General features: G+C 61.8%; 27 protein-coding genes. 14 read left to right on the forward strand and 13 right to left on the reverse strand.

Annotated features, from left to right (window positions below):
• Positions 1-74: 74 nt before the first annotated feature.
• Positions 75-1346 (forward strand): peptide antibiotic transporter SbmA, encoded by a 1272-nt coding sequence (gene sbmA, locus PMI07_RS23370; RefSeq protein ID WP_007765606.1) that lies wholly within the window; start codon positions 75-77, stop codon positions 1344-1346.
• 635 nt (positions 1347-1981) lie between these two features.
• Here the strand turns inward: sbmA and PMI07_RS23380 are convergent.
• A complete protein-coding gene (locus tag PMI07_RS23380; RefSeq protein ID WP_007756525.1) occupies positions 1982-2272 on the reverse strand; it encodes a GIY-YIG nuclease family protein in 291 nt (96 codons plus the stop codon).
• 157 nt (positions 2273-2429) lie between these two features.
• On the reverse strand, positions 2430-3428 hold the full coding sequence (locus PMI07_RS23385) for a hypothetical protein (RefSeq protein ID WP_007756524.1): 999 nt from the start codon (positions 3426-3428) through the stop codon (positions 2430-2432).
• A 262-nt stretch (positions 3429-3690) separates the two neighbouring features.
• Here PMI07_RS23385 and PMI07_RS23390 point away from each other — a divergent pair, with 262 nt between their 5' ends.
• Positions 3691-4362, forward strand: a complete 672-nt coding sequence (locus tag PMI07_RS23390) for a tetratricopeptide repeat protein (protein ID WP_007756523.1) — start codon at positions 3691-3693, stop codon at positions 4360-4362.
• A gap of 31 nt (positions 4363-4393) precedes the next feature.
• Complete coding sequence (der, locus tag PMI07_RS23395; protein WP_007756522.1) at positions 4394-5821, forward strand: ribosome biogenesis GTPase Der; 1428 nt, start codon at positions 4394-4396, stop codon at positions 5819-5821.
• 182 nt (positions 5822-6003) lie between these two features.
• Here the strand turns inward: der and PMI07_RS23400 are convergent, their stop codons facing one another.
• Together PMI07_RS23400 and PMI07_RS23405 are read right to left on the reverse strand one after the other, a co-directional pair.
• Positions 6004-7065 carry a glycosyltransferase family 1 protein gene (locus PMI07_RS23400; protein ID WP_007756515.1) on the reverse strand — a complete coding sequence of 354 codons (1062 nt, stop codon included), beginning with the start codon at positions 7063-7065 and terminating at the stop codon, positions 6004-6006.
• A gap of 79 nt (positions 7066-7144) precedes the next feature.
• On the reverse strand, positions 7145-7663 hold the full coding sequence (locus tag PMI07_RS23405) for a hypothetical protein (protein WP_155956619.1): 519 nt from the start codon (positions 7661-7663) through the stop codon (positions 7145-7147).
• A gap of 249 nt (positions 7664-7912) precedes the next feature.
• Between PMI07_RS23405 and PMI07_RS23410 the strand changes: the two genes are divergently transcribed.
• The gene (locus PMI07_RS23410) at positions 7913-8320 is read left to right on the forward strand and encodes an OsmC family protein (protein WP_007756509.1); all 408 of its coding nucleotides are present in this window, start codon (positions 7913-7915) and stop codon (positions 8318-8320) included.
• A 32-nt stretch (positions 8321-8352) separates the two neighbouring features.
• On the opposite strand, the gene PMI07_RS23415 is transcribed toward PMI07_RS23410, so the two are convergent.
• Positions 8353-8871, reverse strand: a complete 519-nt coding sequence (locus PMI07_RS23415) for a hypothetical protein (RefSeq protein ID WP_007756502.1) — start codon at positions 8869-8871, stop codon at positions 8353-8355.
• A gap of 150 nt (positions 8872-9021) precedes the next feature.
• Positions 9022-9936 (reverse strand): sugar kinase, encoded by a 915-nt coding sequence (locus tag PMI07_RS23420; RefSeq protein ID WP_007756501.1) that lies wholly within the window; start codon positions 9934-9936, stop codon positions 9022-9024.
• 155 nt (positions 9937-10091) lie between these two features.
• Between PMI07_RS23420 and PMI07_RS23425 the strand changes: the two genes are divergently transcribed.
• Positions 10092-11741 carry an alpha-glucosidase family protein gene (locus PMI07_RS23425; protein ID WP_024164074.1) on the forward strand — a complete coding sequence of 550 codons (1650 nt, stop codon included), beginning with the start codon at positions 10092-10094 and terminating at the stop codon, positions 11739-11741.
• Between the two features lie 19 nt (positions 11742-11760).
• On the opposite strand, the gene PMI07_RS23430 is transcribed toward PMI07_RS23425, so the two are convergent.
• Positions 11761-12663 carry an AraC family transcriptional regulator gene (locus PMI07_RS23430; protein WP_007772973.1) on the reverse strand — a complete coding sequence of 301 codons (903 nt, stop codon included), beginning with the start codon at positions 12661-12663 and terminating at the stop codon, positions 11761-11763.
• Positions 12664-12885: 222 nt separating this feature from the next.
• On the opposite strand from PMI07_RS23430, the gene PMI07_RS35075 reads away from it, so the two are divergent.
• From PMI07_RS35075 to PMI07_RS23445, 4 genes are read left to right on the forward strand one after another with little or no spacing between them, the layout of a single operon-like run.
• Complete coding sequence (locus tag PMI07_RS35075; protein WP_007772971.1) at positions 12886-13023, forward strand: hypothetical protein; 138 nt, start codon at positions 12886-12888, stop codon at positions 13021-13023.
• A complete protein-coding gene (locus PMI07_RS23435) occupies positions 13016-13402 on the forward strand; it encodes an Atu4866 domain-containing protein (RefSeq protein ID WP_007772969.1) in 387 nt (128 codons plus the stop codon). Before PMI07_RS35075 ends, PMI07_RS23435 begins: the two co-directional genes overlap by 8 nt.
• A gap of 55 nt (positions 13403-13457) precedes the next feature.
• Positions 13458-13883, forward strand: coding sequence for a putative toxin-antitoxin system toxin component, PIN family (locus tag PMI07_RS23440; protein WP_007772967.1), 426 nt, complete (start codon positions 13458-13460; stop codon positions 13881-13883).
• Positions 13880-14161, forward strand: coding sequence for a toxin-antitoxin system HicB family antitoxin (locus PMI07_RS23445; RefSeq protein ID WP_007772965.1), 282 nt, complete (start codon positions 13880-13882; stop codon positions 14159-14161). The genes PMI07_RS23440 and PMI07_RS23445 overlap by 4 nt, the downstream gene beginning before the upstream one ends.
• 6 nt (positions 14162-14167) lie before the next feature.
• Here PMI07_RS23445 and ade read toward each other — a convergent pair whose 3' ends face one another.
• Positions 14168-15865, reverse strand: coding sequence for an adenine deaminase (gene ade / locus PMI07_RS23450; protein WP_007772963.1), 1698 nt, complete (start codon positions 15863-15865; stop codon positions 14168-14170).
• Between the two features lie 82 nt (positions 15866-15947).
• Complete coding sequence (locus PMI07_RS23455) at positions 15948-16907, reverse strand: pyridoxal-phosphate dependent enzyme (RefSeq protein ID WP_024164075.1); 960 nt, start codon at positions 16905-16907, stop codon at positions 15948-15950.
• 100 nt (positions 16908-17007) lie between these two features.
• Between PMI07_RS23455 and PMI07_RS23460 the strand changes: the two genes are divergently transcribed.
• Positions 17008-17469 (forward strand): Lrp/AsnC family transcriptional regulator, encoded by a 462-nt coding sequence (locus PMI07_RS23460; protein ID WP_007760103.1) that lies wholly within the window; start codon positions 17008-17010, stop codon positions 17467-17469.
• Positions 17470-17547: 78 nt separating this feature from the next.
• Here PMI07_RS23460 and PMI07_RS23465 read toward each other — a convergent pair whose 3' ends face one another.
• Positions 17548-18654, reverse strand: a complete 1107-nt coding sequence (locus tag PMI07_RS23465) for a branched-chain amino acid ABC transporter substrate-binding protein (protein WP_007760107.1) — start codon at positions 18652-18654, stop codon at positions 17548-17550.
• 284 nt (positions 18655-18938) lie between these two features.
• Positions 18939-19379: a MarR family transcriptional regulator gene (locus PMI07_RS23470; RefSeq protein WP_007760110.1), complete on the reverse strand. Its 441-nt coding sequence runs from the start codon at positions 19377-19379 to the stop codon at positions 18939-18941.
• 285 nt (positions 19380-19664) lie between these two features.
• On the opposite strand from PMI07_RS23470, the gene PMI07_RS23475 reads away from it, so the two are divergent.
• Positions 19665-20501, forward strand: a complete 837-nt coding sequence (locus PMI07_RS23475) for an alpha/beta hydrolase (protein WP_007760118.1) — start codon at positions 19665-19667, stop codon at positions 20499-20501.
• Between the two features lie 375 nt (positions 20502-20876).
• Positions 20877-21140, forward strand: a complete 264-nt coding sequence (locus PMI07_RS23480) for an energy transducer TonB (RefSeq protein WP_155956621.1) — start codon at positions 20877-20879, stop codon at positions 21138-21140.
• Between the two features lie 73 nt (positions 21141-21213).
• On the opposite strand, the gene PMI07_RS23485 is transcribed toward PMI07_RS23480, so the two are convergent.
• Positions 21214-22542 carry an aspartate aminotransferase family protein gene (locus PMI07_RS23485; protein WP_007760124.1) on the reverse strand — a complete coding sequence of 443 codons (1329 nt, stop codon included), beginning with the start codon at positions 22540-22542 and terminating at the stop codon, positions 21214-21216.
• Between the two features lie 340 nt (positions 22543-22882).
• Between PMI07_RS23485 and PMI07_RS23490 the strand changes: the two genes are divergently transcribed.
• Both PMI07_RS23490 and PMI07_RS23495 read left to right on the forward strand, forming a co-directional pair.
• Positions 22883-24886, forward strand: a complete 2004-nt coding sequence (locus PMI07_RS23490; RefSeq protein ID WP_007760127.1) for a GAF domain-containing protein — start codon at positions 22883-22885, stop codon at positions 24884-24886.
• Positions 24887-24890: 4 nt separating this feature from the next.
• The gene (locus PMI07_RS23495; RefSeq protein WP_007760130.1) at positions 24891-25271 is read left to right on the forward strand and encodes a response regulator; all 381 of its coding nucleotides are present in this window, start codon (positions 24891-24893) and stop codon (positions 25269-25271) included.
• 117 nt (positions 25272-25388) lie between these two features.
• Here the strand turns inward: PMI07_RS23495 and PMI07_RS23500 are convergent, their stop codons facing one another.
• The gene (locus PMI07_RS23500) at positions 25389-25709 is read right to left on the reverse strand and encodes a metalloregulator ArsR/SmtB family transcription factor (protein ID WP_037088025.1); all 321 of its coding nucleotides are present in this window, start codon (positions 25707-25709) and stop codon (positions 25389-25391) included.
• Between the last annotated feature and the right edge of the window lie 35 nt (positions 25710-25744).

Raw genomic sequence — 25744 nt, forward strand, 5'->3', positions numbered from 1 at the left:
GGAACTGCCTTAGTTTCCGGCTCAACAGTCGTTCCGACATCCCGCCGACTCGAACTCAGGAAAGCAAAAGCTCCGTGTTCCACTCCTTCTTTCCCCGGCCGAAACTGTTCGCACTTTCGGGCGTCGTTTGGGCCATCGTTACCATCCTTGCCTGGTATTTCGTCTTCGACGGTCTTGGCGCGTCCTTCGGATATGTGATGCCGGAGCGGGAGCCTTACGATCTCACATATTTCCTGGTCCCTGCGAACCTGTGGTTTTACGCCTATTTCGCGGTCTGCCTGGTGCTGTTCGGGGGCGTCTGGAACGTCATCGCCAAGGATCATCCCTGGACGCTCTGGTCGATCTGGGGCTCGCTGCTGATCATCGCGGTGACCTATTTCGGGGTGCAGGTCTCGGTCGTCATCAACAACTGGCGCCGGCCGTTCGGCGATCTGCTGCAGAACGCCCTTTCGAAACAGCCGGGCATTACCGCCTGGAATTTCTACGATCTTCAGATCGTCTTTGCCCAGATCGTGTTCCTCAGCATGGCCGTCTCGATCCTGACGGACTTCTTCACCAGCCACTACATCTTTCGCTGGCGCACGGCGATGAACGACTTCTACATGTCGAAATGGGAAAAGCTGCGCCATATCGAAGGCGCCTCCCAGCGTGTCCAGGAAGATACGATGCGGTTTTCCGCAACGCTCGAGGGGCTGGGCATCAACCTGATCAATGCGGTGATGACGCTGGTCGTCTTCCTGCCGATCCTGTTCGCGCTATCGGGTTACGTCTCCGAACTGCCGTTCATCGGCGAAGTGCCGCATGCGCTGTTCTGGCTCGCCATCTTCTGGTCGGCGTTCGGCACCATTCTTCTGGCGACGGTCGGCATCAAGCTGCCAGGGTTGAACTTCCGCAACCAGCGTGTGGAAGCAGCCTACCGCAAGGAACTGGTCTACGGCGAGGATCATGCCGACCGCGCCCAGCCGGCGACCATCAAGGAACTCTATACCAACGTGCGGAGGAATTATTTCCGCATGTATTTCCACTACCTCTATTTCAACGTCGCCCGCTATTTCTACATCCAGGCCGATGCCGTGTTCCTGCTACTGATGCTGGTGCCGACGATCGTTGCGGGCAAGATCACCTACGGTATCTACCAGCAGATCGCCACGGCCTTCGGGCAGGTTAGCAACTCGTTCCAGTATCTCGTCACGTCCTGGACGACGATCATCGAGCTGCTGTCCATCCACAAACGCCTGAAGGCCTTCGAAGCGGCGATCGACGACCAGCCGCTGCCGACCATCGACCAGCATTACCTGGAGCGGGAAGCCGAAGCCGGCGAGATCGCGGCCGACCGGCCTTACTGATTGCCGCTTGAACGCAAGCACTTTTGGCCGCGCCGGACGTCTTGTCCGGCGCGGTTTTGGTTTGGGAATGGGGCAGGCGGTATCGGGTATGTGGGAGGTAGGTGGTTTGTGCCTGCCCCGGCTGCTTCTTAGCGACTTGAAGAGGATTTCCGAGCCCTCGTCACCCGCCTTGGCAACCATCACCGAAACCGGGGTCCGAAAACCCTTGAGGAGGATGCCGGTTCGCGAACCCGGTTTCCCATCCGATGACGGAGTGATTATGGGGCGGGTTCGGGAGGCGGGGATGGACGGGGAAGCGAATGTCCGTAAGGGGTTGATGGGGTTAGGTGTGTTTTTTGTGGGGTGGGGAAAACGTCCCCGGTTTCTGACAGGGGAGATGTGCGGGAAGAGCCTTTCACCGCGCCGACGCGCGGTTGCTGGATTCCTGTGACAAGCACAGGAATGAGGGAGGTTGGGGAGCTGCCCGCGACTACCTGCAACGCCTCAGACTTGGGGTCCTCCTTGCAAAGACAATCTGGAACTAGCCTCCGCCGGTACGGTGTGCTGGAAAAATGGTCCGAGCCTAAACCACCCTCATTCCTGTGCTTGTCACAGGAATCCAGCAGCCGCGCGTCTGCGCGGCAGGGACTCTATCCTCACAAGGAATGCAGATGTGAGGCGATGTCCTCCCAATCCGGATTACGTTCCTCGATAAGGTTGAGTTTCCATTTTCGCGGCCATTTCTTCATCGTCTTTTCGCGGGTGATCGCATCAACGAGAAGGTCGTATTCCTCGAACCAGACGAGGGTCTTGACGCCGTATCTCGATGTGAAGCCGGGTGTCAGTTCGTTCTGATGTTCGTAAAGGCGGCCAGGAAGATCGCGCGTCACGCCGATGTAGAGCGTGCCGTTACGCTTTGAGGCGAGAATGTAGACGTAACCCTTCATGGTTGAAGATTGGCAGTGGTCATTACCGCTTGCAAGAGTCTTTCGCGCCGCCGACGCGGCGCGGCTGGATTCCTGTGACAAGCACAGGAATGAGGGTGGAGAGGATGAACCTCCGGTCTCTTTCACCCCGCATAGCGTAAACCTGCAGCTATCGGTCTCAAAGCCCCGACGCCACCCGTGGCTTTTCCCGCTCGCGGATCAGCCTGATCGCCTCCGAATAACTCACGCAGGCAACGTCTTCTCTCCCGCAGACCTCGGTCACCAGCCGTTCCATCGCCCGCCAATAGGCGCCGCCGTTCATTTCGACGAAGTGCAGGCCGATCTGCAAGGGGATGCGGTCGCCGTCATATTCCTTGTCGAAGGCGGCCTTGAAGGCGGAATAGGCGCGGTCCTCGAACTCGGCCGAGCTGCTCGGATTGTCGATGCCGCCGGAGTGGCGGATGAAGAGGTTGTAGTCCATGGCGATGATCGGCCGACCCGCCGGGCCTTCCGGGATGAGCGGCAGGCCGAAGCGGACGAGGCCGCCCTTCTGCTCTGGCATGACCGGTCCCTTGGTGACGAGGCTGGCGTCATAACGGATGCCGGCCATTTTCTCGGCCTCGACCATGCCGGGGCTGGTTGAGAAATAGGGGGCGCGGAAACCGGTGATGCCGGTCGCGACGAAATCCTTCCAGCCGGCCGGCTCTTCCGATCCGGCGCCTGATGTCTTCCAGGCATTGCTCAGCACATCGTGGAAGGTATTGAACTCGGCGGTCCAATCGGCTGCCGTCCAGTCCTTGCCGTCGAAATGGCCGCAGGTATGGCTGGAAATGTCATGGCCTTCGAGATGCGCCTGCCAGACATGGCCGAGCCTTTCGCGGGCCTCAGCAGCGGTCTGGGCAAAGCCGATATTCGACTTGCCCGGCTTCTCGTGCGGTCCCTGGTAGCTTTTCGCGTTGGCCCGTTCGATCACCAGCGTACAGGACACGAAATAGGTGAAATGAGCATTGGTGCGCTTGGCGAGATCGCGGCTGCGCTGCCAGAGATTGTTGGCGCCGGCGCCGTCGAAGGAGACCATCACCAGCTGTTTCGGCTTGCCAGCGGTATTGTCGGCGGTATTGGCTGCGAAGGGCGCGGCAAGAAGACAGAGGACGAGGGGAAGGGCAAGAGGACGCATCGGGTACCTGAAACATGCGGAAGGACAGCGGCTTTGTGACGGCTGAATGAGGCGAAGCTTTGAACGGATGGATCGAAGTGCCGATTCCTACCCTGCGGCCTCTAACAAGCTTTCCGGGCTACATTTTTGCTTTCTGCCCGTGATCTTGCCAAAGCCGGCGGCCACTTTTGCGCGACAGGCGTTAAGGGGGGCCTTACATCTCCGGGAAAATAGGCTAGAAGGCGCTTTTCCGCATGATGGGCCGGTTGGGCCGGAGACTTTGATGGCGCAGGACGACGACAGTTTTATTCGCGAAGTGAACGAGGAACTTCGCTCCGATCAGTTCAGGGGTGCATGGCAGCGTTACGGCAAGGTCGTGATCGGTGTGGCCGTGCTGATCGTCGTCGGTACGGCCGGCTATCGCGGCTACGAATACTGGGACACGCATAATTCCTCGCAATCGGGCGACCGTTTCCTGGCGGCCCTGAAGCTTGCCTCTGAAAACAAGAGCGACGAGGCGCTCTCCGCCTTCGCAGCGCTCGAAAAGGACGGCACCGGCGCTTATCCCGTGCTCGCCAAGCTGCGCGCCGGTTCGGTGCAGCAGTCCAAGGGCGATGCCGCGGGTGCGATCGCCACCTTCTCGGCGGTCGGCAAGGATGCCAAGGCGCCGCAGTCGATGCGCGACCTCGCCCGGATGCGCGCCGCCTGGCTGCTGATCGACAACGGCACCTATGAACAGGTGGCCGCCGAAGTGCAGCCGATGGCGGTGCCCGCCAATCCGCTTGCCAATTCCGCCCGCGAGGCGCTTGGTCTTGCCGCCTACAAGGCCGGCAAGATCGCGCAGGCCAAGGAATGGTTCCAGCAGATCGCCAATGACGCCTCTGCGCCGCGCAACGTCGCCAACCGCGCGCAGATCATGCTCGACAACATCACCTCTTCCGGCAAGGCGCCCTGACGGGTTTCGCTCAGGGCTTTAAGGATACAGAATGAGCTTCACCGTCGCCATCGTCGGACGCCCGAACGTCGGCAAGTCCACGCTTTTCAATCGCCTGGTTGGAAAGAAGCTGGCGCTTGTCGACGACACGCCGGGCGTCACCCGCGACCGCCGTCCGGGCGACGCGAAGCTCATCGACCTGAAATTCACGATCATCGATACCGCCGGTCTCGAAGAGGCAGGACCCGAGACGCTCGAAGGCCGCATGCGCGCCCAGACCGAGGCTGCGGTCGACGACGCCGATCTGACGCTGTTCGTGGTCGATGCAAAATTTGGCCTGACGCCGCTCGACAAGACGTTCGGCGAGCTCTTGCGCCGCAGCGGCAAGCCGGTCGTGCTGGTCGCCAACAAGTCGGAAGCGCGCGGCTCGGATGCCGGTTTCTACGACGCCTATACGCTGGGCCTGGGCGAACCTGTGCCGATTTCGGCCGAGCACGGACAGGGCATGATCGACCTGCGCGACGCGATCGTCGAGGCGCTCGGCGAGGAACGGGCGTTTCCGGAGGCCGACGACGAGGCGGAGACCAATATCGACGTCCGGGATTCCGATTTTGCGGACGAGGGCGACGAAGAGGTCGAGCCGGAATACGACGAGACCAAGCCGCTGCGCGTCGCCATCATCGGCCGCCCGAATGCCGGCAAGTCGACGCTGATCAACCGGTTTCTCGGCGAGGACCGGCTGCTGACCGGCCCGGAAGCGGGCATTACCCGCGACTCGATTTCGGTCGAGTGGGAGTGGCGCGGCCGCACCATCAAGATGTTCGACACTGCCGGCATGCGCAAGAAGGCACGCGTCCAGGAGAAGCTCGAAAAGCTCTCGGTTGCGGATGCGCTACGCTCGATCCGGTTTGCCGAAACTGTGGTCATCGTTTTCGACGCGACCATTCCGTTCGAAAAGCAGGACCTGCAGCTCGTCGACCTGGTGCTGCGCGAAGGCAGGGCCGCCGTGCTCGCCTTCAACAAGTGGGACCTGGTCGAGGATACGCAGGCGGTGCTTGCGGATCTGCGCGAAAAGACCGAGAGGCTTCTGCCGCAGGCGCGGGGCTTGCGCGCGGTGCCGATTTCCGGCCAGACGGGCTATGGGCTCGACAAGCTGATGCAGAGCATCATCGACACGGACAAGGTATGGAACAAGCGCATCTCGACCGCCAGGCTCAACCGCTGGCTCGACGGCGTGCAGACCCAGCATCCGCCACCGGCCGTCTCCGGACGCCGCCTGAAGCTCAAGTACATGACCCAGGTGAAAGCCCGCCCGCCGGCCTTCATGGTGTCCTGCACCAGGCCTGACGCGCTGCCGGAAAGCTATATCCGCTACCTGATCAACGGGTTGCGCGCCGACTTCGACATTCCGGGCGTGCCGATCCGCATGCATTTCAAGGCGGGTGAAAACCCGTTCGAGGGGCGCAAGAAGAAGCGGTAGGGCGTACCCCTTCTTCTCCCCAGCGGGGAGAAGGTGGCCCGTAGGGCCGGATGAGGGGGGCGAAGCCATATCGCAAGGGCCGAACTCGTGAGCCCCCTCATCGCCTCGCATTCGCTCGGCACTTCTCCCCGCTGGGGAGAAGAGGGTGCCACGAGCTATCGATCACCCTGTCAAGGGCGCTACTACACCGTCGAAGGCCGAATTCCACCCCGCGGTGCCGGCAGTTTCGGCCGCCCCTGGGCGATCAGCACATTGTTCAGGAACTGTTTCGATGCCGCTTCCCAGGTGAATTTGCGGGCAAGCGTCTGGGCGTTTTCGCGCGAGCAGCCGAGTGCCGCAAGGCAGGCTTCGTGCAGGTCTTCGCTGAGCGCGCCGGCGCCAGACCCTTCCTCGATGATGTCGATCGGGCCGGTGACCGGGTAGGCGGCGACCGGCACGCCGCTGGCGAGCGCCTCGAGGATGGTGTTGCCGAACGTGTCGGTCTTCGACGGGAAGACGAAGACGTCGGCCTGCGCATAGGCGCGGGCGAGATCCTCGCCGGTCTTCATGCCGGTGAACAGCACGTTCGGATAACGTTTTTGCAGGTCGGCGCGGGCAGGACCATCGCCGACCACGACCTTGGAGCCGGGCAGGTCGAGATCGAGGAAGGCCGGCAGGTTCTTTTCCACCGCGACGCGGCCGACGGTCATGAAGATCGGGCGCGGCAGGTCGAAGGGCCGCTCGTCGAGATCCATCGGATGGAACATGGTCTGGTCGATACCGCGGCTCCAGCGCAGCAGGTTTTTCAGGCCGAGTTTCGACAGTTCGCGCTCGAGGCTGGCGGTCGCCACCATGCAGCCGTTGCCGGCATTGTGGAACCAGCGCACGAAGCCATGCAGCCAGCGGACCGGAATGGGGAAGCGCGCCGACACATATTCCGGAAAGCGGGTGTGGTAGCTGGTCGAGAACGGGATGTTGTTCTTGAGGCACCAGCGGCGCGCCAGCAGGCCGAGCGGGCCTTCGGTGGCGATATGCACGGCGGTCGGCATCGACGCCTGGATGGCGCTGGCAATCTGCCAGTAGGTGGCGACCGAGAGGCGGATTTCCGGATAGGTGGGGCAGGGAACGCTGGTGAAATCCTGCGGCGTCACCATCGTCACGTCGACGCCCATCTGGGCAAGTTCCCGATTGGTATTCTCGATCGAACGGACGACGCCGTTCACCTGAGGGTACCAGGCATCCGTCACGATGGTTATTCTTGTCATGGAAGGCCGAACCCGGTTGCCGATCCGTCCACGACTCGCGCGTGACGAAGCGTTGTCGGCCCTCTATCGGAAAAGTTTGTTACAGGCTGATGAAGGGGGCAACCAAGACACGGAGAGGCGACGCCGAGGAACTGGGCGGTTCAACAATAGGAATGCCAAGTACCGCCAAAGTTCCGAATATTCCCGCCGCCAATACACTGAAGCCCCAAGCCGCTGACCAGATCAGCACCAGTGTTTGCGGAAAAATTGTGGAGGCGCTACGGCCTCGGTCTATATCCTTCTTTTCGCCAAAAGGGCGCGGCAGGCCGATCGCTTTGAACTTGACCTCGTCTCGTTGATATCTCTCACGTAGATATTCGATTTGCTCAAGCGCAGCATCGACCCCTCTCAGGACGCGGAGAGAGAAATACACGCCAAGGGCAGCCAAACATCCCAACAGAAAGCAACCGGCGATCATCCAAGTCGTTAGATAGGCGAGTTTCGTATCGACGAGCTTCATCATGATGTTGACGACCACGGCCGAGGCCGAGAAGATACCCGCACTAAAAAATATTGCCCATCCAAGACGTTGGTTAATAAGGTTATTTTCGCGGTCCATATTTCGCCAGATCGCGTCATATATTCGATACGAGTCAGTCTGCTCCGTAGCAACAGCAGGCGGTATGATCGGCTTTTCACACATAGTTGCTACTTTCCGGTGGGACCTAGTTACAACCTTCGCATTCATGCAATCATGAATTGATTTTTCTGGCTACGTCTCCTTTCTGATGATCTCTCAAGGCTTCCGCTTATCGATTGAACTGCCGCGCGTTCAATGGGATTATCGATCCGATCAGGAGGATTGCCCATGATTTCGTCGACCGTCGAGCTTCGCAACGTGGCCGGAACCGAGGCGGCGCTGGGGTGGGCCGGCAGCCATACGATCGTCGTCGACCGGCCGGAGGGGAAGGCTGGCGGGCGCAATCTCGGGTTCAATGGCGGGCAGCTGCTGGCGCTGGCGATCGGCGGATGCTTCTGCAACGATCTCCGATATGTCGCTCACGAAATGAATGTCGACATCGAGGATATCGCGGTCAGCGTCACGCTGGAGCTCGACGGCACGCCGCTGGTTGCCGTGGGTGCGGAGCTCGACGTCATCTGCACCTCGGGCGATGGCTCCGACACCAGGGCCCTGATCGAACGGGCCAGAAGCGTCTGCACGGTAGCCAATTCGGTGATGCAGGGATTTCCGGTGTCGTTCCGGGTCGCCGGCTGACGCTCGAGCGAGGGCAGCCGGCGCCGGGAGCGTTATTCCGCGGCGATGGTGAATTCCTGATCGAATGTCGAGGTCTGGTCGCCGCTCATGTCGTGGATCGTATAGGTCAGGGTATATTTGCCGGCCGGTGCGCCTGTCAGCGTCAGGGTGAAGTCCATGGAGAATTCCATGTTGGCGTTGTGGCTCTGCAGAACATTGGTAGAAAAGGCCTTCTTGTCGAGCATGACGTCGCCGTTCGCCGCCTTGATCTTCAGGTCCGACACGAAGTTGAGTTCGTACATGTCGTGGGGAAGCTCTTTCCAGCCATAGCCGATCGGTTCGACATAGGTGATGACCTTTTCACCCTGCTTGAAAATGCTGGACTGCTTTTCCTGATAGATGCCGTACCCGGTGGAGGGCGCGGTGACGAAGGTCACCAGGCGCTCCGTCAGGCCGAGCTTTCCCCATGCCTCGTAGGTCTTCTCTTCGGCCTTGGTCAGGACATCGATCGGGGCGGAGTGTGCAGCCTGGGACAGCGCCAGGACGGTCAGGACGGCAAGAGCGATACGCATTTCATTTCCTCGTTGGGAGCAATCGTAAGCCGCCCTAGCTCTTTCAGATAATGACTAAAATTGATGTATGACGCGCGCAGAAAAACAGGCGGACGAGGGCGTCGATCTCGGATCCCTTGTCCGTTGCGTCCAGATACGTCCGGAGGCGTGTTACCCCGGCAGCAGCGCCGGGCTGATCAGGGCGCCGTGGTGGCCGATGACGACCGAGGCGACCGAGGCGCCGTAGGCGGCGGCCTGTGCCGGTGGGGTGCCGCGGACGAGGCGTGACAGGAAGGCGCCGTTGAAGCTGTCGCCGGCGCTTGTCGTGTCGACGAGCAGGTCTGCCCTGACGGAGGGGACGTGGACGGGGGCGGCGCCGGCGAAGCTCAGTGTCGCGCCATCCGCGCCGTTCTTGACCACGACGTTTTCGACGCCGAGCGCGTGGTAGCGGGCGATGGTGTCTGCGACGGTCGCATCGCCGAAATGGGTGGTCTCGTCGTCGAAGCTCGGCAGGACGAGGGAGGCCGCCCGGGCGCCGGCCTCGATCGTCTTCAGCATATAATCCCTGTTCGGCCAGAGGCGGGGGCGGATGTTCGGGTCGAAAGCGACCGTCTTGCCGGAAGCCTTGGCGCGGCGCAGTTCCGACAGCAGCGTCTCGACCGCTTCGGGGCTAAGGATGCCCAGTGTGATGCCGGAGAAATAGAGGATGTCGGCGGCCTCGATTGCCGCGCGCAGATGGTCGGCATCGTCGGCGAGTTTCCTGGCGGCGGCGGTATCGCGCCAGTAGCTGAAGGTGCGTTCGCCGTTCTTCAGCGTGATCAGGTAGAGGCCAGGCGTCTTGCCCTCGATGCGGCGGATGAAGCCCGTGCCGATGCCGGCATCCCTCATCATCGACAGCATTTCGGTCGACAGGGGATCGTCGCCGACCGCGGTGAAATAGTCCACCGACCATTCGGCGGGCAAGCAGGCGCGCGCATACCAGGCGGTGTTGAACGTATCCCCGGCAAAGCCCTTGCGCAGCAGGCCTTCGCCCGCCTGCGACAGCTCCACCATGCACTCGCCGATCGAAAGAAGCCGTCCGCCCAATTGCATCCCTCCCGTATTTTTAAACTCGCATAGGCCGAAGTTTCAGCCGTGGCAAGAGAGTGGTTTCGGAACTTCGCAGAGCCCCGCTTATGCGTTGTCTTTTGAACGGGGGGCACTAGGTTGGGCTGGAACATTTGAGGAAGGAGAGTCGGACGATGGCGACACAGGCAGTGAAGGCAGTCGATGCAAACTGGTGGCGCGGCGCGGTGATCTACCAGATCTATCCGCGCTCCTTTCAGGACTCGACCGGTGACGGGATCGGCGACATCAAGGGCATTACCGCCCGCCTGCCGCATGTCGCCTCGCTTGGCGTCGATGCGATCTGGCTCTCGCCCTTCTTCACTTCGCCGATGGCCGACATGGGCTACGACGTCTCCGACTACTGCAATGTCGACCCGATGTTCGGGACGCTCACCGACTTCGACGAGATGATGGCCGAGGCCGAGCGCCTGGGGCTGAAGGTGATCATCGACCAGGTGATTTCCCACACGTCCGACCGGCATCCGTGGTTCGTCGAAAGCCGCTCCAGCCGCACCAATCCCAAGGCCGACTGGTATGTCTGGGCCGATCCAAAACCGGACGGCACGGCGCCGACCAACTGGCTGTCGATTTTCGGCGGGCCGGGCTGGGAATGGGACGGGGTGCGCAAGCAATATTACATGCACAACTTCCTGATCGCCCAGCCGGACCTCAATTTCCACAATCCCGAGGTCCAGGCCGCCATGCTGGACACGGTGCGCTTCTGGCTGGACCGCGGCGTGCACGGGTTCCGGCTCGATACCGTCAACTACTATTTCCACGACAAGCAGCTGCGCAACAACCCGCCGATGGTCTACGATACCGACGGCGCAGGCATGGAGACGGACACCAATCCCTATTCCATGCAGAACCACCTCTACGACAAGACCCAGCCGGAAAATATCGACTTCCTGAAGCGGCTGAGAGCGCTGCTCGACAGCTACGAGGGCCGTGCGACCGTCGGCGAAGTCGGCGACGGGCCGCGTTCGCTTTCGACGCTGGCGCTCTACACGACCGGCAACGACAAGCTGCACATGTGCTACACTTTCGATTTCCTGGGCCCCGCCTTCGATGCGGCCTATATCCGCAAGGTGATGACGACGGTTGCCGATACCGTCAGCAATGGCTGGGTGTGCTGGGCCTTTTCCAACCATGACGTGGTGCGGCATGTGACCCGCTTCGCTGAGTCTCCTGCCGAGCAGGACCGGGTCGCAAAACTGTCGATCACGCTGCTTTCGGTGCTGCGCGGCTCGATCTGCCTCTATCAGGGCGAGGAACTGGGGCTGACCGAGGCGGAACTCACCTTCGAGGATCTGCGCGACCCCTACGGCATCCGCTTCTGGCCGGCCTTCAAGGGCCGCGATGGATGCCGCACGCCGATGGCCTGGGAGACAAGTGAGCCGCATGCGGGCTTCACCACCGGCTCGAAGACCTGGCTGCCGGTTCCGGGCGAACATGCAAGCCGTGCCGTCGATGCGCAGGAGGCACTCCCGGATTCAGTGCTGCACCACTACCGGGCGGCGCTCGCCTTCCGCAAGGCGCATCCGCCGCTCATCGACGGCGACATGACCTTCCTCGACACCAACCAGGACTTGCTCGCCTTCGTGCGCGAGAAGGGCGGCGAAAAACTGCTGTTCGTCTTCAACCTGACCCGAGAGCCGCAGAACTTCACACTGCCGAAACGGTTCGGCGAAAGCCTGCCGGTCAACCTGCCGAGCTTCGAGTCGCGGCTCGAAAAGGGCGTCGTGAAACTCGACGCGCTCGACGTGTTCTGCGCCAGGGTGTGAGGATAGGCGCGGTCAAGGATCACGCCTCGGCGTAACGGGACGGTTCGCTTCTGAGCCGGGTGATATCCTGGATCGGCGGGGCGCCGAACAGGCGCCGGTATTCGCGGCTGAACTGTGAAGGGCTGTCGTAGCCGACCTGGTGGGCGGCCGTCGCGGCATCCATGGCCTTGCCGAGGATCAGCCGCCGGGCTTCCTGCAGGCGCAGCTGCTTCTGGTATTGCAGCGGGCTCATCGCCGTCACCTCGCGAAAATGCTGGTGCAGCGAGGACGTGCTCATGCGCGCCTCGACGGCGACCTGCTCGATCGAGAAGGGCGAGGAAAAATTCTGGCGGATCCAGGAGATCGCCCGGTTGACCTGCTGCAGCCGGTTTTCAGGCGCCAGAATCTGGCGGATCATCTCGGCCTGATCTCCACGCAGCAGCCGGAACATCAGTTCGCGCTCGATCAGCGGCGCGAGATAGGCGATCTCGTCCGGTCGGTCGAGAAGCTGGGTGAGGCGGAGCGCGGCATCCAGGAATTCCGGCGTGGTATGGCTGAGGCCGATGCATTTCTTGCGCATGGTCGGCGTGGCGAGCGCCGCCGGCATCTCCACCATCATTTCGCTGAGCAGCTTCAGGTCGAGATCGAGCCGCAGGCAGAGATAAGGCTCTTCCGCCGTCGCCTCGATGACCTGGCCGGTCACCGGCATGTCGACCGAGACGACCAGATACTGGCCGGGGCTGTAGCGAAAGATCTCGTCGGCCAGCATGACCTGTTTCGCCCCTTGCGCGATGATGCACACCGCCGGCTGGTGGATGGCATGCAGCGGCTCGGTCGGCTTCGACATGCGGATCACCGACAGGCGCGGGATCGCGGTTTCGAATGCGCCATCGTCATCGGTGTTTTGTGCAATCAGCCGGGCGAGTTCGCTCAATCTGTCCATGTCCTGCACTCCTGAAACTTGGCATCTGCCGGAGACTGCGGCCTTGCGAGGCTGCCTTTTCGTCAATCCGGTCCGCCAGATATGGTGGCCTGCCGTGCCGATTCAATGAAGCTTCGGAGGATTGTGCAATCATGCCGGAGGACTGGTCTACCGCACATTTCCCACTTTCCACCATATTCGGCTGGTCCGATCGAACAAGCCCGGACGGAAACGGAGACGGTGATGAGCAACTTCCAGCGCTTACTTGAAAGCCCCTTCCATTGGGCCGCCGATTTCGCCGGCGGCTTCCTCAAGCGGTCCCGCGGCACGCAACGCAGCCGCCGCGAGCGGATGGCGAGGAGGAACTACCTCAATGGCTGAACGATATCTTCGCGCCCCCTCGGGTTTTCGAGTGCCCTTGGCGTTTGCCGCATTCGCCGCGGCCTTCACCTTCGTCGCGACGTTTACGGCGCTTGCACACGACATCAAGGAACAGGAGAAAACCATGACCGAGCATTCCTATACCGGCGAGCATTCCTATACGGGAATGTGGGTGACCGAGGACAACCACATCCGCCACGAGCTTCTGCCCAACGGCCGCTACGTGGAAGCGCGCGGCACCCGCGAAAAGGCCTATGAGGGCCGCTACTGGGTGACCGGCGACCATATCGACTACAAGGACGACACCGGCTTTACAGCGGATGGGGATTTTCGCGATGGCGTGCTTTATCATGCGGGGATGGTGTTGAAGCGGAGGTGAGGGCGGGCGGCGGTCTGATCTTGAAACATCCCATGGGATGTATTAGTGTCGTGATATGAAGCGTGTCGTGCTCGATGCCAATGTCTTGGCTGCAGGCTACCGAAGCCATAACGGTGCATCTTTCGCCATTTTACAGGCAATAGGTTTTCTCCAGATCAGGCCGCTTGTCACTGTGGCGTTGTTTCTCGAATACGAAGCGGTTCTCAAAAGAACGGAACACATGGACGCCCATGGGATGGAGTTGACAGACATCGATAGAGCCCTTGCGGGTTTCCTGACCCTCGCAGAGCCCGTCGACGTCCACTATCAGTGGCGACCGCAGCTTTCGGACGCAAAAGATGAGATGGTGCTCGAAGCGGCACTCAATGGCCATGCTGACGCATTGATCACGCACAACGTTCGAGATTTCGTCCAAGCGAAGAAGCCATTTGGGCTTCGAATATTAAAGCCTGGCGAATTGTTGAAGGAACTAAGGACATGAGCACCAACACATATCCGTTGAAACTCCCTGCTTCGATCAAGGCGGCTGCTGCACGGCTGGCCAAAGAGGATGGCGTATCCCTGAACCAGTGGATCGCGTCAGCAGTCGCTCAGAAAATCGGAGCGGTTGAGACGGCTGCGGAGTTTCTAAAGAAACGCGCTGGCAATTCGACGCGGGAGGATTTTCTCAAGTCGCTTGAAAACGTTCCCGACAATCCGCCCATGGAGGGCGATGAGCTTCCCGAGGGCTGGATGAAAGCCAAAGGCTATCAGAAGTAAGTTTGCTCACCCGATCAGCGCGAACTTGTCGACATCCACCATGCCCTTGTCCGAGATCTTCAGGTGGGGGATGACGGGCAATGGCAGGAAGGCGACTTGGAGGAAAGGTTCCTGGAGCGTCGTGCCGAGCGCGTAGGCGGCCTGGCGGAGGTGGTGGAGGGTATCGCGAACCGTTTCATACGGTTCGAGGCTCATCAGGCCGGCGACGGGGAGGGCGATTTCGCCGGTGACTTTTCCGTCTTCCACGACGACGAAGCCGCCGTGGATTTCGCCGAGCCGGTTGGCGGCGAGCGCCATGTCGTCCTCGCTGACGCCGACGACGCAGATATTGTGGCTGTCATGGCCGACGGTCGAGGCGATCGCGCCCTTCTTCAATCCGAAACCCTGAACGAAACCATTGGCATGGTTGCCGTTCTTGCCGTGGCGCTCGATGACGGCGACCTTGATGATGTCGCGGGACAGATCAAGGGCGGTCTGGTTGCCGATCGCGGGCAGGCGGTAGCGGCGGTGTTCGGTGATGATCTTTCCAGGCATCACGCCGATGACAGGCGTCTCGCCCTCGCTCATAGGCACGCCGAAATGCATGGCCTGGACGGGGCGCGCCTTGACGCTGTCGAGGCCGACCGGGGCGACGGGTTTGCGGGTGGCGAAGAGCTCGTCGGTCACCTTGCGGCCGGCGGAGAAGACCATCTCGGCCTTGCAGTTTTCGAGGCTGTCGACGACGACGAGATCGGCCCGCCAGCCGGGGGCGACGAGGCCGCGGTCGCGCAGGGCGAAGGCGCGGGCGGCGGAGATCGAGGCGGCGCGGTAGACCGCGATCGGCTCGACGCCATGGGCGATCGCGGTACGGATCATATAGTCGAGATGGCCCTGTTCGGCGATGTCGAGCGGGTTGCGGTCGTCGGTGCAGAGCGCCAGATAGGGCGACAGCCGTTCGGTGAGGAGCGGCATCAGGGCGTGCAGGTCCTTCGAGACCGAGCCTTCGCGCACCAGGATATGCATGCCCTTGCGGATCTTTTCGAGCGCCTCCTCGGCGGTGGTGCATTCGTGCTCGGTACGGATGCCGGCGGACAGGTAGCCGTTGAGATCGTTGCCCCGCAGCAGCGGTGCGTGGCCGTCGATATGGTCGCCGTAGAAGGCGTCGAGTTTGGCGAGGCAGATCGGGTCCTTGTAGATGACGCCTGGGAAGTTCATGAATTCCGCAAGGCCGATGACCTTCGGATGGTCGCGGAAGGGCAGCAGCTTTTCGATCGGCAGATCGGCGCCGGACGTCTCCAGGTGGGTGGCGGGCACGCAGGAGGAGAGCTGGACGCGGATGTCCATGATCGTTTCCAGCGAGGAATCCAGGAAGAACTGGATGCCTTGCGCGCCGAGCACGTTGGCGATCTCGTGCGGGTCGCAGATCGCCGTGGTGACGCCGTAGGGCAGGACGCAGCGGTCGAATTCGTGCGGGGTGACGAGCGACGATTCGATGTGGAGATGCGTGTCGATGAAGCCGGGGACGACGATCCTGCCGGAAATGTCGATCTCGGTCTTGCCGACGTAAGCGCCGCAGGTGCCGACGATGCGGTCTCCGCAGATGGCGATGTCGGAGGCGACGAGTTCGCCGGTGACGAGATCGAAGAAGCGCCCGCCCTTCAGCACGATATCGGCGGGCTCGCGGCCGGTGCCCTGGTCGATGAGGGTTTCGAGGCGGGTGGTCATGGCGGCTCCTCGCGCTGAATCGGTCGCCTAACCTAACCGTTCCATGAGGAAACGGGGAGAGGCGATCGATGGAGGCGAGATGTCATGCGATATCCGAGCGGACATTGCCGCCGCAGAGGATGGTGGCGACAGTTCGGCCTTTGAGGTTCGCGCCGTTTTCCAGAAGGCCTGCAATGCCGGCGGCACCGGCTTCCTCGACGACGAGGCCGTAATGGATGCGGCAGAAATCCCGCGCCTGGCGGATTGCCGCCTCGCTGGCTTCCCAGACCTCGTCGACCGTCGTCGTCATGCCCTCCAGCGCGTAAGGAACGCACTCGCGAACCGCAATGCCATCGGCTGCTGTTGCTGCGGTTTGCGTGGAGATGAGCCGGCCGGTCTCCCAGGATTGCTTCATGGCAGGCGCATTGGCGGCAACCACGCCGATAACCTTGCAGTTCGGTGCCCTGGCGCGGATCCAGGCGCCGACCCCGGTCAGAAGCGCGCCATTGCCGAGCGGCACGAGGATGGCGTCGAGTTCGACGGCCTGGCGGGAGAGGCGTTCGGTGATTTCCAGCGCGATCGTGCCTGCACCTTCGGCGATGGTCCGCAATGCGCCGTCTTCAACAAAGCGGCAGCCATTCGCTTGCGCATAGGCACGCGCGGCGGCCTTGGCGGCATCGAAATCGGTACCTTCCAGCCGCACTTCGGCGCCGAGCCAGCGCATGGCTTCGATCTTGCCAGGATTGGCCGTGCTGGCGGAAAAGATCACCACCTTGCGTCCGCGCGCCCGGCCGGCATAGGCGAGCCCCTGGCCGAAATTGCCGGCGGAGGCGGAGACGACGGGGGGGTCGCCGGCCGGTTCGTTCTGCATCCACCAGTCGGTGCCGCGTCCCTTGAAGGAGCGGATCGGATTGAGCGTTTCCACTTTCGCCAGGAGGCGAAGGCCGAGGGCCGTATTGGCTGTCTGCTGCTCGATCAGCGGGCTGTTGGTGAAGACGGGATCGATGCTTTTCGAAGCAGCGAGAATACCGTCGGCGGAAGGGTGTGGCTGGTTCTGTGTCATGGCGTTAAGATGCCAACGAAAAGCCGGCAGGATTCCTGAAGTTATGCTTCTTATCAGGAATACTTCCCGGAATTTGTTTGATAGCCGGGAAATCCTCTCAATGGCATTGACGAAAGCCGATCGTGAAATCCTCAAGCTCATGCAGCAGGATGCGACCATCACCCTGAACGAGCTTGCCGAACGTGTGGGCCTGTCGCCGTCCTCGGCACAGCGGCGGCTGCAGAAGCTTCGCGACGACAAGGTGATCCTGCGGGACGTTTCGATCGTCGATCCGAAAAAGGTCGGCACGGCCGTTTCCATGCTGGTCGAAGTGGAGCTGGAGCGCGACCGGCCGGAGCTCATGCCGCCTTTCCTGCGCTGGCTGGCGGATACGCCGGAGGTGCAGGAGGCCTGGGGCACGTCCGGCCGGGGCGATTTCACGCTGGTGATCCTCGTCCAGTCCGTCGAGCATTTCGATGTGCTGGCGGACCGGATGATGGAGATGAACCCGAATATCCGCAAATTCACGACGAGCGTCGTGCTGAAGACGTTGAAGCGGACGCTGGCGGTGCATGTGGAGTGAGCCGGCTGCTCTCGCGCCTGGCGGCCCAAAACAAGCGGGCGCCCGAAGGCGCCCGCCGGTCATGCGATTTGAAGGATGTCACTCGGCGGGGACGATCTTGCCGTCCTGCCACTTGAAGAGCGAGAAGCTCTGCGAGGTGAGGTCGCCCGTCTCGCCATAGGTGAGCTTGCCGATGGCGGTGGCGATCGGTTCGCCGGACTTGATCGCCGCGGCCACCGCTTCCGTATCCTCGGCGCTCTTTGCCTTTTCGATGCCGGCCTTGATGACTTCGACGGCGGCATAGGCGTTCAGCGTGAAGGCTTCGGCGGGGATTTTGCGGGCGGCGAGCGCTTCGGCGGCGGCCTTGGAATCCGGGCTCTTGGTCGCGTCGGAGGCATTGGTGAAGACCGTGCCGGCCGCCGCCTTGGTGCCGATGTTCCAGAACTCGCTGTTCGACAGGCCATCGCCTCCGACGATCGTCGCCTTGACGCCGAGATCGGCGAGCTGGCGGGCGAGCAGGCCGCCCTCCGGGTGGTAACCGCCGAAATAAATCACGTCGACATTCTGCGACTTCAGGCGGGTCGTCAGAGCGCTGAAATCCTTGTCGCCGGGGGTGACGGCATCGTCGAACACTTCCTTGACGCCGCCGGCATTCAACGCCGCCTTGAAGGCATCGGCGAGGCCTTTGCCATAGGCGCCCTTGTCGTTGATGATCGCGACCTTCTTGTCCTTGAAGGCCTTCAGGACGTAGTTGGCGGCGACCACGGCCTGCTGGTCGTCGCGGCCGCAGGTGCGGAACACGTTGGTGAGGCCGCGTGTGGTGAGAGCCGGGGTGGTGGCGGTCGGGGTGACCATCAGCACGCCGTTTTCGGCAAGCGCATCGGAAGCCGGCATGGCGACGCCTGACGTCACGGGGCCGACCACGAAACGGATGCCTTCGCCGACCAGCTGGTTGGCGGCGGAAACGCCCTGCTTGGGTTCCGCGGCGTCGTCGGCGGTCTTGAGCACCACCTTTTCGCCGAGAATGCCGCCCTTCTTGTTGATTTCGGCGATGGCGGTCTCGGCGCCGTTCTTCACCTGGTCGCCATAGGCCGCGACCGGGCCGGTGAGCGGCGCGATCAGGCCGATGACGATATCGGCATGGGCAAGCGGCGCGAAAACGAGCGAAGCGAGGGCAGTTGCCCCCAGAAGCGTCTTGAGGTTCATCTTGGTCTCCTTGGGTGGGGGGGTCAGCCCCGCGGTGAACGCCGCATCCCCTGCCTTCCGTCTTCGATGTCGCGCCGGGCGCGGTCGTGCCAAGGACGGGAAGGCGATGCGGTCGATACCGTGCCGAGCCATGTTTGGCTTTCGGCGACCGGCACCCAATTCTGTATGAATTCCGCCAGGAATCCGCAAGAAGATAACAAAACGGGTTCGATTTTTGTGATTTTCACGAAAAATTGCCCTGAAATTCAAGGGCTGGCCGGATTTCGCAGATTTTCTGCGAAACTTCAGTCCTTACGTTCCAGAGCGCCGAGGAAGACCCGGACCTGGTGGTTGAAGGCCTGGAATTCCTTGGGCGTCATGCCGGAGCGTTCGATCAGCGTGTCGCCGAGGCACTTGCTCCTGGCGATCAGGGCGCGGCCGGCATCGGTCAGCCAGACATGGACCTGGCGCTCGTCGGTCTTGCTGCGGCGCCGCTCCAAGAGGCCCGCCTGTTCGAGCCGCTTTACCGGCGGAGTGATCGTGCTCGACTCCAGCGCCAGCCGGTCGGCGATCGTGCCGATCGTCGAGCCGTCCTGTTCGCCAAGCACGCTCAAGACCAGGTATTGCGGATAGGTGATGCCCATGTCGTCGAGCATCGGCTTATAGGCGCGGTTGATGGCGATATTGGCCGTGTAGAGCGAAAAGCAGAGCTGATCGTCAAGCGGCGGCAGGGGGGAGGCGGACATGCTGGCTCCGGGGCTGTTCCAGGTTTGCGGCGATGTAGATAGCATAAATTTGTTATCGCGATAAATATTTTTATAGACAGGGCCGGAAAGTGTCGCTAACCAGATGTTTATCGCGATAACAAATATCGAGGTATGAAAATCGCCATAATTCGAAGGGTGTGGTTCAACAGAACGACACGCTACGGTATTATAAATGCCTGGCCCGGCCCTCCGCCCATTTGCGGCCGCGCCAGAACATTCATGTCTCAGTCATTCGAAAATCAGTTTCAAAAGGACAAGAGCACCATGACCAGCAATTTCATCACCACCAAGGACGGTACGCAGATCTTCTACAAGGACTGGGGCTCGAAGGATGCCCAGCCAATCGTCTTCCATCACGGCTGGCCGCTTTCGGCCGACGACTGGGACGCCCAGATGCTGTTCTTCCTGCACCAGGGTTTTCGCGTGATTGCCCATGACCGCCGCGGCCACGGCCGTTCGAGCCAGACCGAAACCGGCAACGAAATGAACACCTATGCTGCCGACGTTGCGGAACTCGCAGCCCATCTCGACCTGAAAAACGCCATCCATGTCGGCCATTCGACCGGTGGCGGCGAAGTCGCCCGCTACGTTGCCCAATATGGCGGCGGCCGGGTGGCCAAGGCCGTGCTGATGGGCGCCGTGCCGCCGATCATGGTCAAGTCGGACAAGAACCCCGGCGGCCTGCCGATCCAAGTCTTCGACGGTTTTCGCGCAGCGCTTGCCGCCAACCGCGCGCAGTTCTTCCGCGACGTGCCGGCCGGCCCGTTCTACGGCTTCAACCGGGAAGGTGCGACCGTTTCGGAAGGCGTCATCGCCAATTGGTGGCGGCAGGGCATGATGGGCGGCACCAAGGCCCATTACGATTGCATCAAGGCGTTTTCGGAAACCGACTTCACCGAAGACCTGAAGGCGATCGACGTGCCGGTGCTGGTCATGCACGGCGACGACGACCAGATCGTGCCGATCGCCGACTCGGCGCCGCTCTCGGCCAAGCTGCTGAAGAAGGGCACGCTGAAGATTTATGAAGGTTTGCCGCATGGCATGGCGACCACGCATGCAGATGTGATCAATGCGGATCTGCTGGCGTTCTTCAAGGGCTGAGGTTTGGACGCGATGGAAACGGGGCTCGCCGCAGTGTGGCGAGCCTCGGCCGATTTTAGAAGGGCGGCTGGGCGAGAGCGAGGTCAGCACGCAGAGCACCTTCATCGTGACTGTCGGCAGGCCCGTATCTATCACGCCCTTCACGACACCGACAATGATGTAGGTGACGATTGCCGACCAGCACGCGTTGTGGGGCTTCTAGAGATCGTCGAGCCAAGCGCAGGGCACAAGGCTATTTGATGTGAAGGAAGAGGCACGCGCGGGCAATTTTCGCCAGCGTGGATAAGACGCGAAAGTTGTATCTCCGTGCCTTTTGCGCCGCTTATCAATGTACTATAGCCGCGGTGGTTGTTTGAGCCTGGGGGAATATTTGCAATGAGATTTTTGATAGGGATTTTTTCAGCGGTCGCCATTCTATCCGGCTGCACGCCGCGAGATGTAATGGTTGATCTGCACACCGACAACAATGGGCGATTGAGCCGCGCCGTTGTGACTAAATCGACGGGCGACAGGGCAGTGGACGAGCGCGCCAAGCAGGCCGCGATCAACAATTTTCACCGTCGGGTCATCATGCCACGTCGGCAGAACACGACCTATCATCAGCCTGTCAAGGTCTATGACCCGGAACCTGCGTTCTGACGGACAGAACACGTGCAAAAGGCGGAAATGGAGATCTCCGCCTTCGCGTCGTGCAGGGTCGAAGCGTGTCGCCTCAGATATTGCTCGTCAGGATCTCGCGCAATTTCCCAAAGATCTCGTCGATATGGTGCTTTTCGACGATGAGCGGCGGGGACATGGCGATGGTGTCGCCGGTGGTGCGGATCAGCAGGCCGTTTTCGTAGGCCTTCAGGAAAGCGGTGAAGGCGCGCTTGGTGGGTTCGCCGGCGATCGGGTCGAGTTCGATCGCGCCGATCAGGCCGAGGTTTCTGATGTCGATGACATTCGGCAGGTCTTTGAGCGAATGCAGGCCCGCTTCCCAATAGGGGGCGATGTCGCGGGCGCGGTCGAACAGGCCTTCTTCCTTGTAGGTTTCGAGCGTCGCCAGGCCGGCGGCCGAGGCGATCGGGTTGCCGGAATAGGTATAGCCGTGCATGAACTCGATCATGTGCTCCGGGCCGGTCATGAACGCGTCGTGGATCTCGGAGGTGACGAAGACCGCACCCATCGGGATCACGCCGTTGGTGAGGCCCTTGGCGGTGGTGATGATGTCCGGCTTGACGTCGAAATACTGGGCCGCGAACGGCGCGCCCAGGCGGCCGAAGCCGGTGATGACTTCGTCGAAGATCAAGAGGATGCCGTGCTTGGTGCAGATCTCGCGCAGCTTCTGCAGGTAGCCCTTCGGCGGAATCAGCACGCCGGTGGAGCCGGCGACCGGCTCGACGATGACGGCGGCGATGGTCGAGGCGTCGTGCAGGGTGACGATGCGCTCGAGCTCGGTCGCAAGGTCGCCGCCATGTTCCGGCTCACCCTTGGTGAAGGCGTTCTTGCCCGGCAGGTGGGTATGCGGCATGTGGTCGACGCCGGTCAGCAGTGTGCCGAACATTTTCCGGTTGGAGACGATGCCGCCGACCGAGATGCCGCCGAAATTGACGCCGTGGTAACCGCGCTCGCGGCCGATCAGGCGGAAGCGCGAGCCGTTGCCCTTCACCCGGTGATAGGCAAGCGCGACCTTCAATGCGGTCTCTACCGATTCCGAGCCGGAATTGGTGTAGAGGACGTGGTTCATGCCTTCGGGCGCGATGTCGACCAGGCGGTTGGCGAGTTCGAACGCCTTGGGATGACCCAGCTGGAAGGCGGGCGCATAGTCCAGTTCGCCGGCCTGTTCCCGGATCGCCTCGGTGATCTTCGGGCGGCAGTGGCCGGCATTGACGCACCAGAGGCCTGCGGTGGCATCGAGCACCTGGCGGCCGTCATGGGTCGTGTAATGCATATCCTTGGCGGCGACGAAAAGGCGGGGTTCCTGCTTGAACTGGCGGTTTGCCGTAAACGGCATCCAGAACGCCCGCAGGTCGTTGGGCGTGGTATTCAGGCGATTGGACATGACATTCTCCATGGCCATTCTGTTTCGTCGGGTGGCCATTTCCCGGTCGGCGTCATTGCACCAAGTTTTGACTGCATGGTCAAATTATCAGCGGGATCAGGGGCGTCAACCGCCTTCGGATCGAGGGCCGGCTCGGATCCCTGTGTCCCGGCGCAATCGGTCCGGACTGGTCCTGCCGGTCGGGGCGATTGCGGCGGGACGGGCGGTCCACTGTCCGGATTTCCAACAAAGGCTCAAGATTTCAATGGGTTTTCCCTCGGCCATGAAATTTGATTGCGTGTCTCTGGTCTTTTGGCGAAAGCGACCAATATCGCCTTAAACGTCAATTCCGAGACCATCATTGGCCGATCCCGATCCCAACGAAGACATGCATATCGAGCGACTGGAAGCGCTCGATGCCTACAATATCATGGACACCGAGCCGGAGCCGGAGTTCGACGACATCGTGCTCGTCGCTTCCACGCTCTGCGGCACGCCGGTGGCGCTCGTCAGCCTTGTCGAGAGGGAGCGGCAATGGTTCAAGGCACGCGTCGGTTTCGAGGCGTGCGATACGCCGATCGAGCAGTCGGTCTGCGCCCACGCGCTCGGCAGTTCCGATGTGCTCGTCATCCCCGACCTGCGGCTCGACCCGCGAACCCGTGCGAACCCGCTCGTCGCCGGCGAACCGCATATCCGTTTTTATGCCGGCGCGCCGCTCGTCACGCCTGACGAGGTGATCCTCGGCACGCTCTGCGTCATCGACGTCGAGCCGCGGCCGCGGGGGCTGGAGGAGGGGCAGAAGGCGGCGCTGCAGGCGCTTGCCCGGCAGGTGATCGCGCTTCTCGAAATGCGGCGCATCTCGCAGCGCAAGGACGACCTGTTCCGGCGCCAGAAGTCGATCAGCGCCAATATCCGCTCCAGCGTCAACGCGAATCTCGCGGCCCAGGAGGCCGGGCGGGTCGGCACGTTCGAAATCGACGTCGAGGCCTCGATGGTGCGGGTGTCGCGCGAGTTCTGCCGCATCTTCCACGTACCCGTTGCGGAAACCTATCCGGCCCGTGCCTTCGAGGACATGGTGCTGCCGCAGGACAGGGGCCTGCAGTCCAACGACGAGTCCCGACAGCAGGGGAACGCGGCGCTCGACGTCGAATATCGCATTCGCGTGCCGGGATACGGGGTGCGCTGGATCGCCCGCAATGCCAGCTTCCGCCATGACGAGGCGGGCCGCCCTGTCAAGATGATCGGCACCGTGCGGGACGTGACTGCCGCCAAGCGGGAAGCCGCCCGCGTCCAGGCCCTGCTCGATCTCGGCGATCGGCTGCGCGACCTCGGCGACATGGAATCGATGGCGATCGCCGCCGGCGATCTGATGGCCAAGGCGCTCGACGCGACGCGGGCCGGTTTCGGCATCGTCAATGCGGCGGACGAGACGGTGGTGGTCCCGCCCGAGTGGTGCGCGCCCGGGGTGAAGAGCCTTGCCGGATTGCACCATTTCCGGGACTACGGATCGTTCATCGATGACCTGAAGCGCGGGGAAACCGTGGTCGTCGCCGACGTTGCCACCGATCCGCGCACCCGCGACCATGCCCAGGCGCTTCTTGCGCTTGGCATCCGCGTGCTCGTCAACGTGCCGATCTTCGAGCTTGGGCGTTTCGGGCTGATCGCCTTCATCCATCATGATCAGCCTTACCCCTGGGTCGAGGAGGAGATCTCCTTCGTCCGCAGCTTCGGCAACCGCATCCAGATCGCGATGTCGCGGGTCGAGGCCGAACAGGAACAGCAGATGCTCAACAGGGAGATGAGCCACCGGTTGAAGAACACGCTGTCCATGGTGCAGGCAATCGCCACACAGACGCTGCGGCCGGTGGCCGAGCGGGAGCATGTGGAGGCCTTCGAGAAGCGCTTGCATGCGCTGAGCACCGCCCACGACATCCTGTTCGAACAGAACTGGACGAGCGCCTCGGTCTACGCGGTCGTCGACCGGACGATGAACGGGATCGGAGTGCGCGACCGTATCGATGCGCAAGGTCCGAATGTGCGGTTCGGGCCGAAGGGCGCGCTCTCACTGTCGTTGCTGATCCATGAGTTGGCGACGAACGCGATGAAATACGGGGCGCTTTCCAACAATGCGGGGCGGGTCGCGATCGACTGGCGCATCGAAGGGACGGGCGAGGAGGCGATCTTCCGCCTCTCCTGGCGGGAGACCGGCGGGCCTGCTCCGCGCGAGCCGGAACGCAAGGGTTTCGGCTCTAAGCTCATTCGGATGGGATTGATCGGAACCGGCGGTGTTCTGGTTAGTTATGATCATCCGGGGTTCAGCGCTGAGATGACAGCCATACTCCTTCAGCTAGAACAGGCAGATTGACCGTATGGGACAATCCACAGCGCCGAAAAAGCAGATCGTGCTTGTTGTCGAAGACGAGCCACTTCTGCGGATGATGGCCATTGATCTCGTCGAGGACGCGGGCTTCGAGGCGATCGAAGCATCAGACGCCGACGAAGCGGTCAGAATCCTCGAAGCGCGCACCGATATCCGGATCGTGTTTACCGATATCGACATGCCCGGCAGCATGAACGGGATGAAGCTGGCGGCTGCCGTGCGCGACCGCTGGCCGCCAATCGAGATCATCATCGTTTCGGGACATGTCCGCCTCAGCGATATCGATCTGCCCGACCGCAGCGTGTTCTTTTCCAAACCGTATGACTGGCAGAAAGTGACCGCAGTGCTGCACCGCATGGCCGCGCATTAGAACGGGCTTGCAGGCTTGATATCCGTTGGCGGGCTGGGCATGGAAATACCCCAGCTCCCTGCCATCATGGCAGGCGCTGGGGCGGGGCAGCGTGACGTCATGTCAGCGCTGTCATTCTCACGCAGCTGCTGATTTCTTCTGCACCGGAGCACAGTAGATTTCTTCCAGTGTCTCGAGGACCTTCAGGACCGACTCGGACGAGCTGGAGTAATAGATGGTCTGCGCATCGCGGCGGGTCTTCACCAGCTTCTGGGCCCGCAGCTTGGAAAGGTGCTGGGACAGCGCAGACTGGCTGAGGCCCACTTGGGACGCGAGCGCGCCCACGGCGACTTCGCCTTTCACCAGGCAGCACAGGATCAGCAACCGTTTCGGGTTGGCCATGGCAGAAAGCAGGCCTGCGGCTGCGTTGGAATGCTCAGATAGTGCCATCGTATCCATACGTTTTAAATTCCCCTCGTATTCCAAAGCGGCCC

It is taken from the genome of Rhizobium sp. CF080 (assembly GCF_000282095.2).
In the GTDB taxonomy this organism is placed as follows: domain Bacteria; phylum Pseudomonadota; class Alphaproteobacteria; order Rhizobiales; family Rhizobiaceae; genus Neorhizobium.

What these genes read in the sequence shown, in the direction of transcription:
- PMI07_RS23380 (WP_007756525.1), bottom strand. Translation starts at nt 2,272, where the DNA reads ATGAAGGGTTACGTCTACATTCTCGCCTCAAAGCGTAACGGCACGCTC.
- PMI07_RS23385 (WP_007756524.1), bottom strand. Translation starts at nt 3,428, where the DNA reads ATGCGTCCTCTTGCCCTTCCCCTCGTCCTCTGTCTTCTTGCCGCGCCC.
- PMI07_RS23390 (WP_007756523.1), top strand. Translation starts at nt 3,691, where the DNA reads ATGGCGCAGGACGACGACAGTTTTATTCGCGAAGTGAACGAGGAACTT.
- der (WP_007756522.1), top strand. Translation starts at nt 4,394, where the DNA reads ATGAGCTTCACCGTCGCCATCGTCGGACGCCCGAACGTCGGCAAGTCC.
- PMI07_RS23400 (WP_007756515.1), bottom strand. Translation starts at nt 7,065, where the DNA reads ATGACAAGAATAACCATCGTGACGGATGCCTGGTACCCTCAGGTGAAC.
- PMI07_RS23405 (WP_155956619.1), bottom strand. Translation starts at nt 7,663, where the DNA reads ATGGACCGCGAAAATAACCTTATTAACCAACGTCTTGGATGGGCAATA.
- PMI07_RS23410 (WP_007756509.1), top strand. Translation starts at nt 7,913, where the DNA reads ATGATTTCGTCGACCGTCGAGCTTCGCAACGTGGCCGGAACCGAGGCG.
- PMI07_RS23415 (WP_007756502.1), bottom strand. Translation starts at nt 8,871, where the DNA reads ATGCGTATCGCTCTTGCCGTCCTGACCGTCCTGGCGCTGTCCCAGGCT.
- PMI07_RS23425 (WP_024164074.1), top strand. Translation starts at nt 10,092, where the DNA reads ATGGCGACACAGGCAGTGAAGGCAGTCGATGCAAACTGGTGGCGCGGC.
- PMI07_RS23430 (WP_007772973.1), bottom strand. Translation starts at nt 12,663, where the DNA reads ATGGACAGATTGAGCGAACTCGCCCGGCTGATTGCACAAAACACCGAT.
- PMI07_RS35075 (WP_007772971.1), top strand. Translation starts at nt 12,886, where the DNA reads ATGAGCAACTTCCAGCGCTTACTTGAAAGCCCCTTCCATTGGGCCGCC.
- PMI07_RS23435 (WP_007772969.1), top strand. Translation starts at nt 13,016, where the DNA reads ATGGCTGAACGATATCTTCGCGCCCCCTCGGGTTTTCGAGTGCCCTTG.
- PMI07_RS23440 (WP_007772967.1), top strand. Translation starts at nt 13,458, where the DNA reads ATGAAGCGTGTCGTGCTCGATGCCAATGTCTTGGCTGCAGGCTACCGA.
- PMI07_RS23445 (WP_007772965.1), top strand. Translation starts at nt 13,880, where the DNA reads ATGAGCACCAACACATATCCGTTGAAACTCCCTGCTTCGATCAAGGCG.
- ade (WP_007772963.1), bottom strand. Translation starts at nt 15,865, where the DNA reads ATGACCACCCGCCTCGAAACCCTCATCGACCAGGGCACCGGCCGCGAG.
- PMI07_RS23455 (WP_024164075.1), bottom strand. Translation starts at nt 16,907, where the DNA reads ATGACACAGAACCAGCCACACCCTTCCGCCGACGGTATTCTCGCTGCT.
- PMI07_RS23460 (WP_007760103.1), top strand. Translation starts at nt 17,008, where the DNA reads ATGGCATTGACGAAAGCCGATCGTGAAATCCTCAAGCTCATGCAGCAG.
- PMI07_RS23465 (WP_007760107.1), bottom strand. Translation starts at nt 18,654, where the DNA reads ATGAACCTCAAGACGCTTCTGGGGGCAACTGCCCTCGCTTCGCTCGTT.
- PMI07_RS23470 (WP_007760110.1), bottom strand. Translation starts at nt 19,379, where the DNA reads ATGTCCGCCTCCCCCCTGCCGCCGCTTGACGATCAGCTCTGCTTTTCG.
- PMI07_RS23475 (WP_007760118.1), top strand. Translation starts at nt 19,665, where the DNA reads ATGACCAGCAATTTCATCACCACCAAGGACGGTACGCAGATCTTCTAC.
- PMI07_RS23480 (WP_155956621.1), top strand. Translation starts at nt 20,877, where the DNA reads ATGAGATTTTTGATAGGGATTTTTTCAGCGGTCGCCATTCTATCCGGC.
- PMI07_RS23485 (WP_007760124.1), bottom strand. Translation starts at nt 22,542, where the DNA reads ATGTCCAATCGCCTGAATACCACGCCCAACGACCTGCGGGCGTTCTGG.
- PMI07_RS23495 (WP_007760130.1), top strand. Translation starts at nt 24,891, where the DNA reads ATGGGACAATCCACAGCGCCGAAAAAGCAGATCGTGCTTGTTGTCGAA.
- PMI07_RS23500 (WP_037088025.1), bottom strand. Translation starts at nt 25,709, where the DNA reads ATGGATACGATGGCACTATCTGAGCATTCCAACGCAGCCGCAGGCCTG.